This is a genomic window from Actinomyces sp. HMSC075C01, from assembly GCF_001812965.1.
In the GTDB taxonomy this organism is placed as follows: Bacteria; Actinomycetota; Actinomycetes; order Actinomycetales; family Actinomycetaceae; genus Actinomyces; species Actinomyces acetigenes.
Window position 1 is genome coordinate 1 of sequence record NZ_KV810946.1, and the last position, 416, is coordinate 416.

General features: G+C 66.1%; 1 pseudogene. It reads right to left on the reverse strand.

From position 1 onward, the window contains the following. Nucleotides 1-8: 8 nt before the first annotated feature. Nucleotides 9-416 (reverse strand): annotated as a pseudogene (locus HMPREF2883_RS01995) (hypothetical protein); the annotation flags it as partial.

Genomic DNA, 416 nt, shown 5'->3' on the forward strand with positions numbered 1-416 from the left:
GGGCTGGTTTAGTTGGTGGCCCACATCCATGATGATAGGTGCCCCCATACCTCGGTGGCGGATACGGGGATCAGGGGGATGCCCCGGCTGGGGCCGTTGGGGTCACCGACGGGAGAATCGTCCTCCCCGATGACGTAGACCATGGTGCTCACCCCCAGGGTCATCAGCTGATCGGTCAGGACGAAGCCCTGATCCCGGTCCCGGTCCTCCCGACTGTGAAGCACGATCGTCCACCGCCCGTCTCGAGCGTCCTGCACGAACTGAGAGGCCCTCGGCCCGCCGTAGCCGATGGTGGCCATGTTGGCCTCAGCGGCCCGGACATCCGCCAGACGCACCGCAGCGGCCAGGGTGTCGTAGATGTCGTCGGGGCCGTCATCAACCATGGGACGGGGGTAGAGATGGTCATTGGCCAGGGC